This is a genomic window from Exiguobacterium sp. AB2 (assembly GCF_000696055.1).
Classification (GTDB): domain Bacteria; phylum Bacillota; class Bacilli; order Exiguobacteriales; family Exiguobacteriaceae; genus Exiguobacterium; species Exiguobacterium alkaliphilum.
Genome location: NZ_JNAA01000033.1, coordinates 30,506 through 39,044, shown reverse-complemented (window position 1 = coordinate 39,044; position 8,539 = coordinate 30,506). Strand labels below are relative to the sequence as shown.

Sequence of the window (8,539 nt, the reverse complement as noted above, 5' to 3'; positions counted from 1 at the left end):
GTTTCACGCATACGCTCTACGAATCGACGGAATCGCTGGATACAGTCTTGCAAACCGTTCAACTCACCCCATACCGGAACAAACGATTGAACCGGCTCAGCCTGTCACTCGTCCGGCGCGTCCAATACGCGGCGCTGCTGCTACATAATCGCGACATCTATGTGCTCGAAGAACCGGATCAAAACGTCGATCAAGAGACACGGCACTTGTTCGCGACCGTCTTGCTGCAACTGAAGCAACAACAAAAAGCCATCCTGCTCCTGACGAGCAACATGGAGAGCGCCCTGTTCGTCACGTCGACCGTCTATCGGATCGACCACCGACACTTGCGCCTACTCGATGTGGAACCGGATGAACCGGAGGCGAACGAAGATGTCACGCCAGAGGTGATGCACGTCCGCTTCGAGAAGATTCCGACGAAAGTGAACGAGAAAATCGTCTTACTCGACCCGCCGGAAATCGACTACATCGAGAGTCAGGACGGACAATCCGTATTGCACAGTCAGTCCGAGCAGTTCCCGAGCGTCTTCACGATGAACGAGATCGAGACGCGTCTGACTCCGTACGGCTTCTTTCGCTGTCACCGGTCGTACATCGTCAACCTTCAACGCGTGCGGGAAGTCATCACGTATACGAAGAACAGTTTCAGTCTCGTGCTCGATGATCCGGAAAAGACGACCATCCCGCTCTCGAAGATGAAAATGGCCGAATTGAAGACGATGATTGGACTGAAATAGGCTCCGTTCACCGCCCGATTCGCTCCACTCGCTCCTCTAAAAGCGCTAGTTACCGCCATTCTAATGCGTTCTCCTCTTCCTCTCGATATGATGTAAGCAAGCAAGACGATATCGACGAGGAGGAACGAAAATGGAACCGATTATTCAAGTGAACGGATTAAAAAAGCTATTCGGCAATGAAGAGGCGTTACGCGACGTGACGTTTTCTGTCGGCAAGGGAGAAGTGTTCGGCTTTCTTGGACCGAGTGGATCAGGGAAGACGACGACCATCAAAATCTTGACGTCCCAACTCACGCAGACATCAGGTGACGCAACCGTGTTCGGCGTGCCGGTCTCGGAGTTGAAACAAGAACAGTATCGGAAACGGATCGGTGTGTTGACCGACAACAGTGGCCTATATACGCGTCTCTCGATTGAAGAGAATCTGCAGCTCTATTGTGACCTGTATGACGAACCGCGGTCACGAATCGATGACGTCCTACAGATGGTAAATTTGGCCGGGGAACGCAAAAAACGCATCTCCGCTTTATCGCGCGGGATGCTGCAACGGGTGACACTGGCCCGGGCGTTGTTACATGAACCGGAACTATTGTTTTTAGATGAGCCAACGTCCGCACTCGATCCGGTCAATTCGCGCCACATCTATAAAGGCATCGAACGGTTGAAGGCAAAAGGGACGACCATCTTCTTGACGACCCACGACATGAATGAGGCCGAGGAATTGTGCGACCGCGTCGCCTTCTTACATCAAGGGGAGATTCAACTGCTCGACGCCCCGAAACGATTGCGCCGGAAATATGCGAACGGCTCGATGGGCGTCGAACTGCATGACGGGGAAACGGTTGAATTGAAGCAAGGAAAAGATGGGGCCGACTGGCTTCATGAGCAGATGCGTGATCAAAACATCGCGGCCATTCATTCGAACGAACCGACGCTCGGGGATATCTTTATCGAAGTAACGGGGAGGAAATTATCATGACATTTTCAATGAAACGGGCACTCGCCATTTTCCAGAAAGACTATAAAGACTTGTCGCGGAACTTATTCGTCTCCTCGACGCTAATCATGCCGCTGTTCTTCGCCGTCTTCTATTCACAGCTCGGCGGCGGAGGTATCGACGTGACATACTTCGTCGTCAACATCACTTTCAGCCTCGTCGCGACGTTCGTCCAGTGTGCTTTGATCGCCGAAGAGAAAGAAAAGAACACGCTCCGTGGACTAATGTTGTCGCCAGCGAGCACGCTTGATATTTTGCTTGGAAAGAGTGCGTTCACGTTTGTGACGACGCTCATCCTCATCGCAGCGTGTGCCTTTATCATGGGTTACAGCCCTGCGAACCTGCTCGTCATCTCACTCGCACTCATCGTCTCGACGTTCTTTTATATCGGGATTGGGACGATTCTCGGACTGATGACAAAGACGGTCATGGAAGCCTCGCTCATCGTCATGCCGGCGTTTTTCTTCTTCTCGTTCTCACCGATGTTGCTGGTGTACGAGGACCGTTTCTCCATCATCGGTTTGCTCGAGTACTTGCCGAACATCGTCTTGATCGATCTCGCGCATCAAATCGAGGCGGGAGCTGGACTCGGCTCTACATGGGTGGAGCTTGTGATTCTGTCTGCCTGGGCGCTCGTTGTGTTCGTTGGAAGTATTGTGATGTATAACCGGAAACAGACGGATTGAATAAGAAAGGAGCGACGAATTGAATCGTCGCTCCTGCTATTTTAAAAACTTCGTACAACAATCCTCTTTGCTACACTCAGCCCTTCTTCGTCAGCAAATTAATCAGCGTTTTTCTCGCCTCTGGATTTTTTGCCAATGCCAATGCGGCACCACTGACTCCAGCCACAATCGATGCACCCATCCATCTCTTAAACTCCGAATCTTTTTGAAATGACTTATCCACCATTCGCTCAATCCGATCATTGAGTTTGTCTCTAGTTTCATCCGTTAGGTTGTCGTCTTTGAGTTGTTCGGAAAAGACATCAATCGCTTTATCGATCGTACTGTACACCTTGTCTTGCGATTTTGAGCCGACGCCTCCCATATTGTTAACCGCATTTATGACGTCTGGAGTATGCTTTAAAAGTGTTTCATATTGTTTAAAAGGGATGTCATTTAACGCATGTTCATTTTCCATAAGCTGTTTTGCGGATTGACTGATTTCTCCTTTTTCACTCATCACTCTACCTCCTAGTATTGTCTCAATCTAATTATACGATACCTTTCAACTCCACATGTTATACAAACGGTAACGCCTCTTCATGTTGCGTATTTGCATTGATCAACCCACGGTTATGGAACGTCGAACTCAAGTCCGCATAGTGTGTCGTAATCGGTAGTCTTGTCTTTAGAAGGGAATGGACGTGCATAAACGACAAACGATATACATCGCTCAAAATGTCCTCAAATTTTAAAACGCTTGTCTGTTGCACCACTTTGAGCGGTTTCGCCATCCCGACACGTACGGGAGGGTTGGTCGAGAGTAGATAGCCCATGCGTTCCTTTGTATAACTAAGTCCCTGTGATGTCTTCCATCCTTCTTCATGAATCGCCATCCGTCGATTGACATTCTTCAAAATTTCCACGTAGTCGAACTGAATCCCACGTGGAGAAAGAAGCGAGTCGATGAGAGCCAAATCTTCACGGCAGAATCCATCCCGGTGGAACGTGATATGCATTGGCGCATGATCATACTGTTCTTCAAATGCATGAAGTGTGTCATAGACAATTTCCCGCATCGTCTCAGCACTGATTTTCTCCCCCGCTTCACTTGTCGAGAGTGATTTCTGCTTAATCATCGCCCCGTCTTTCCCAATGATTTGAATGATGCCCGACGCATGTTTTCCATTCTCATGGCTTACGTCTAACCCGACAAAACAATCTGAGTGGAGCGGTTCACCGAGAACCCAAGGCTGTAGGCCTGCCTTCACGTACACACCGAGTAGGATGTTGTATAGCGTATCCTCAGAGTTCAGCACGCGGTCATGCAGCTCCACACATTGAGTCACGACATCATGTTTCCCACCAAACTCCCGCTTAATGGCTTGATACGAATGATTGAGCGATGCTTCCTCGGCAATGACAACGACGACACCTTCAAAGTGTTTCGGGACATTCTTCAATTGGAACATGACGTCTTCTGCCTGCAACAAATCGGCAGAGAGCGTTTGGCTCAGTCCTTTCGGTTTATTCGAAACGTTGAGTGTCACACCAAAGCGTTCAGACGTGGTCTTAAGCTTTTTGATAAAATCGAGGACTTGTTGCAATTTTTGGCGATCACGTAATTTCGGGTCGACAAAGAAACTGACGGTCGCCTCCCCTGTTTCAAACACGCCGCCTTGATTCAAACCACCTTTGGCGTAGCTTGCCGTCCTCCCTTTACCGAAACGCAGTCGAGGAGATTGTAACGTTTTGATGGTATAGCCGAGACGAGCGGCCCGCACATCTTTCCGCTCAAATTGAAGCATCGGCAGTCGACCGATCAAATCGAGTGCTTCCGGCATTAGTTTCGACATTCGCGCGTCAGGCGACAATTTGATGATTCGATTGACTGCGCCGAGCTGTTTAGCTGGAATCGTCTCAAATGAACAACTCTGTTTCAGTTGCTCGGCTAAGTATGGAAGGATGTGATTGTTTCGATCTTTGACGTGTACGACGAGTGCGTCTGGTGCGATGACTCGTTTCGGATCTTTCTTTGCGAAATAATCAATGATCGAACACTTTAGAATCGGACTCACTTCACTCGCTCGATAAGGCGCAACTTCTACAAATTCGTACTCATACGACTTCGGATGAGTCGAATCGATGACACGCATTCCCGCAGACACAGATTTCGGCTCACGCTTGAGCTGTTGCAGTAGGTTTTCGCGGTATTCAAATTGATGGGTCAAATCGAAGCCAAAGACGATGTCATCCGTCTCATACACGTTCACGTTGAGATCGAGTGCCGGATAGATGAGTAGCCCACTTCTCGACTGTGGGTACGCCTGTTTCGAGCGGAACTTTCCCCGGTTCATCATGTACTGCGGATGCCCCAATCGCTCCAACTGCTTTTTCAACAGTCGTTCAAGTAGCGTTCGCTCGACGTTACGTGAAAGATTGATCGGACGCGCTTCATATTGTAGAAACGTCTCATTTCCCCACTGTTTGATTTCTTCAAACGAAGCAATGTACTGATCAAAGAACACAATCGGTTGAAAGTTGTTCAATTTATTTAATTGAAAAATCAACTTCCCGCCTTGCGTATGTCGTGACGATGGATCTTGGAGCGGTACCGTATAGAGATGTAGTGTCACGTCCGTTGCTTTCGTTAATGCTCGCCATTCTGTTAAATAATACTGGTTCATCTTTCCCTCATCCTTCCCCGTTGTTCAATCATTGCATCCACTATAACGGAATTCCTAATATTAGGTAGATAAAATAACGGATAGGGTTCAAATGGGAAGTTTACTTCTGAGACAAAAAAACTCCATCACAATGATGGAGTCCACATAATCAATTTGCTTCATAACTTTGATCGATGTAAGGCTTCGCTTTTTCAAAATCTGCGTGAGAATATAAGACAATTTCTAAATCTCCGGTTCCATAATGTCCGATTCCTCGCATATCTCTTGTAAAGCCTGGTTCGAGCGTTACAGTATCAGGATTTACTTTCACATACATCAAAATCTTTTGCGTGCTCGGATGAAATTCTACACAAGCGAAGTTTTTAATACGCTTATATGCAATATAGTGCTTCGTCACATTTTCCTGTACATCATCACCAAGTGCCATAAGATACGACACGAGACCATCAAATAAGTCCTTTGATTCTACCGTCGCTTGTTTCAAGTAGTCACTGACTGTCTTACTTGTCACGGAGAAATCCGATGAAATCGTGATAGGTTTCGCAGTCGTTGCATTGACGAGGTCCAGTAGCAACAGATCATTCTCGTAATATTTGTATTGGTACAATTCAATATTGCGATTGATTTGTTTAACAGCGTGCTCATCATATTTCGTGAAGCCACCAGCGATACAGACGAGACGCGGATTACTCCAATCAATCGTATCGGACACTTCTTTTCCATACTGCTTCAAAATTGATAGTTCGAACTCTGCTTGGTGGTCGAGTAGCCAGTCCAAATAGAACAATCCTTGGTTAATCACATTTTCGTTTGTCGACCGCTTATATTCAATAATGACAGGCGAGTTATTTTCATCTAACCCAAGCGTGTCAATCCGACCACCGTGTGTACGACCCGTGCTGTACTCCGAAGCAACAAAACGAATACCGAGCAGTTGCTCTAAATTTTTCTCGAACAATTGTTGTAGCGATTTTTCAATCGACATTGATTGACCGTATAATTCTTCCGTACCCTGTTCGCTTATTTGAAATAGTTTAAGATCTCCCATTGTACTCTCCCTTTACACTTCCAACAGCTGGTCAGCTAATAAAAGTGAGTATTCATTTGTAGTATGAAGAACAACTTCATGCAACGCCCTCGTTAAAGAGACATATAACCGTCGTGCTTCCTGAGGCGTATCAAAATAGTTCATGTCATCCACGTCCATCATCAATACTGCATCAAATTCCATTCCACGCAAGTAATCGATTGTCGAGATGATAATGTCGTCACTCACTTTTGTAGTTTCCGATTGAATGAGTTGCGTCGGCAACTGTAATTTTGAATGTAAGAAAGACGCGCGCTCCATCGTTGGTGTGATGATACAAATCGAATATTCTTCTTTTCTCCATCGTGATAGTAACTCTTTTAATTCACGACTCTTTTTCGATTTTAGCAGTTCAACCGGCTTCCCGTTCCTTTCAAATGGATCAATCCAACTCGTCTCATGACCCGCATCAGCTAGTAAAGCTTTAGCTAAATCAACAATCGGCTTCGCCGTACGGAACGTTTTCGTTAAATACTCAATCGTCCAATTCGATTGTCCATGCGTTTTAACCGGTTCCCAGGACGTCATTTCGAGCAAACGATAGCTTTGGAGCGTGTCACCAAATACCGTCATCCCGTAACACAACTTCTCGAGCACAAAAATGTCTAGTGGTCGAAGCGTCTGTCCTTCATCGACAAAAAGATGACTCCATTTGTCGGGATATCCAGTTGTCTCGTAATGAAGATACATCCAGAAGAAGCGGTCGAGCTCAGTCGGACGTTTCAACTTGTGCCACATCTCTAACAGTTCTTCTGGTTGTGACTTCTTAAGGTAAACCAGACGGCCTGGTTGCTTCATGATTGACCAAATCGTCGCGGCCTCAAGTTTGGTCGTTTTCTTCCAAAAATCGATTAACTGAAGGTGCTCTCGTTTTTCACGTGTAAGACGCTTCTCCATACTTTCATGCATCAACTTCTCTAAGTCTCGTGCCTTCACGGCATTCAATTCTGATGCCCAACGTTTTAAGCCCTCAATTAAGTCTTTTTGATATTGCTCTTTATTCAAGATGGATAAACGTTCCGACTCACTGCGCATCATCTGTAAAATGCGTTCTGTTTGTGCGGGACCTGGACGTTCTTGTCCAAACCAAATGGCTAACGCCCGCTCATGTAAATCCTCTAGCGCTTTAATCGGCTCATATCGTCGAAGCAACACAGCAACGTCGTCATACCACTCCTCAATTGCCGCATCCGCCCATTCGAATAGATCGTGCCCTTGATATAACGGAAGGAGTTCTTGAACGACACTCGCGGAGAAGTCTTTAGACGACCCTGTCTTTAACCACTCATCAAACGCCATTGTCGACACCGATTGAATTTGTAAATGCTCCGCGTCCTTCAACAGTTGATGAATCGTCGCCTCATTCGGAGCCAAATAAAGCATTTTCCGACGTTCGTCTTGATACTGTAAATAAGACATACGGTGCAGCGCCGTCAACGATTTTCCGGTCCCGGCCGCCCCTTGGACGATCATATATGTATTCACGGGTGCCTGGATGATGTGGTTCTGTTCAGCTTGCCGCGTTGCGATGAATCCGTCGATGGAGCGATCTTTTTGTTTCTTCGTCAGTTCTTGCTCCATAAAACTATCTTGTGGGACGTCAGGAAACGTCGACGACTTTTTGAATGTCGACTTAATTTGTTCGGTAAACCGTTTCGTCAATGAGCTCGATTGCCGTTTTGGAGCACGACGATGATTTGCCTGAATGACACGTCGTTGTCTTCGATCAAGCTCGAGCTGTGTCATTCCAACGATATCACCACCAGGCGTCTCAATCGTCTCTCCATTAAACATGGACGCACGCATCGCCACCTCACTCCGCCAGTCTAGAACGAGCGGAATCTCAGGTGAACGAGGGTGCGCCACTCCGAACTTCCCAACCGGATAAATCTCTTCTTCGCCTTCGTCCTCAATGACGAATGTGAATGAATACAACTCTTTCAGCGCGTCTTTGTACCGTTGTCGTTCCTGTGCACTTTCTGATTGACGTGAATGCCCCCGCATGTCTATCATTTCATAGTCGCTTGACTCAAGACCTGGTTTGTCACCAGCCGTCTTCCCATTTAGATGAGATTCAATGACCATACAAAAATGATCAAGTCGTTGCTGTTCACTTTCTAAAACTTCCTTCATACCTTGCACCCCTACGTTATTTGATATCCTCATTTTACCAAATCACATAGTCTATAGATTGCGCCATTTTAACGAACGAGGTAAATCTTTGAATCTAAATTAGAAACTACTACAACCCAGTATAATTTTTATCTCCCTTTCTTTTAAAACGGGCGTTATAATGTTAATTGATTCCTAAATAGACGGGAAACATTCCCTATGTTTGGAATGAGACGACTGTCACACCATCGTTT

7 protein-coding genes are annotated in these 8,539 nt (G+C 46.5%); 3 read left to right on the top strand and 4 right to left on the bottom strand.

The annotated features are described in order from the left end of the window. The 3 genes from DI14_RS05205 to DI14_RS05195 all read left to right on the top strand — a co-directional run. Positions 1 to 737: LytTR family transcriptional regulator DNA-binding domain-containing protein (locus tag DI14_RS05205; RefSeq protein WP_034806166.1), on the top strand; the 737-nt coding region annotated here is incomplete at its 5' end. 130 nt (positions 738 to 867) lie between these two features. Beyond that, entirely contained in the window at positions 868 to 1,716 is an 849-nt protein-coding gene (locus tag DI14_RS05200) for an ABC transporter ATP-binding protein (RefSeq protein WP_034806164.1), read from the top strand. Continuing rightward, on the top strand, positions 1,713 to 2,420 hold the full coding sequence (locus tag DI14_RS05195) for an ABC transporter permease (RefSeq protein ID WP_034806162.1): 708 nt from the start codon (positions 1,713 to 1,715) through the stop codon (positions 2,418 to 2,420). The genes DI14_RS05200 and DI14_RS05195 overlap by 4 nt, the downstream gene beginning before the upstream one ends. Positions 2,421 to 2,496: 76 nt before the next feature. On the opposite strand, the gene DI14_RS05190 is transcribed toward DI14_RS05195, so the two are convergent. The 4 genes from DI14_RS05190 to DI14_RS05175 all read right to left on the bottom strand — a co-directional run bounded on the left by DI14_RS05190 (position 2,497) and on the right by DI14_RS05175 (position 8,306). Further along, positions 2,497 to 2,919, bottom strand: a complete 423-nt coding sequence (locus DI14_RS05190) for a hypothetical protein (protein ID WP_034806160.1) — start codon at positions 2,917 to 2,919, stop codon at positions 2,497 to 2,499. Positions 2,920 to 2,977: 58 nt separating this feature from the next. Further along, positions 2,978 to 5,086, bottom strand: coding sequence for a Piwi domain-containing protein (locus tag DI14_RS05185; RefSeq protein ID WP_034806158.1), 2,109 nt, complete (start codon positions 5,084 to 5,086; stop codon positions 2,978 to 2,980). Between the two features lie 148 nt (positions 5,087 to 5,234). Further along, complete coding sequence (locus tag DI14_RS05180) at positions 5,235 to 6,134, bottom strand: DUF5655 domain-containing protein (protein WP_034806156.1); 900 nt, start codon at positions 6,132 to 6,134, stop codon at positions 5,235 to 5,237. Between the two features lie 12 nt (positions 6,135 to 6,146). Continuing rightward, on the bottom strand, positions 6,147 to 8,306 hold the full coding sequence (locus DI14_RS05175) for an ATP-binding domain-containing protein (protein WP_034806153.1): 2,160 nt from the start codon (positions 8,304 to 8,306) through the stop codon (positions 6,147 to 6,149). Positions 8,307 to 8,539 lie beyond the last annotated feature (233 nt).

Coding starts and splice junctions, on each gene's coding strand:
- DI14_RS05200 (WP_034806164.1), top strand. CDS start 868: ATGGAACCGATTATTCAAGTGAACGGATTAAAAAAGCTATTCGGCAAT.
- DI14_RS05175 (WP_034806153.1), bottom strand. CDS start 8,306: ATGAAGGAAGTTTTAGAAAGTGAACAGCAACGACTTGATCATTTTTGT.
- DI14_RS05190 (WP_034806160.1), bottom strand. CDS start 2,919: ATGAGTGAAAAAGGAGAAATCAGTCAATCCGCAAAACAGCTTATGGAA.
- DI14_RS05185 (WP_034806158.1), bottom strand. CDS start 5,086: ATGAACCAGTATTATTTAACAGAATGGCGAGCATTAACGAAAGCAACG.
- DI14_RS05180 (WP_034806156.1), bottom strand. CDS start 6,134: ATGGGAGATCTTAAACTATTTCAAATAAGCGAACAGGGTACGGAAGAA.
- DI14_RS05195 (WP_034806162.1), top strand. CDS start 1,713: ATGACATTTTCAATGAAACGGGCACTCGCCATTTTCCAGAAAGACTAT.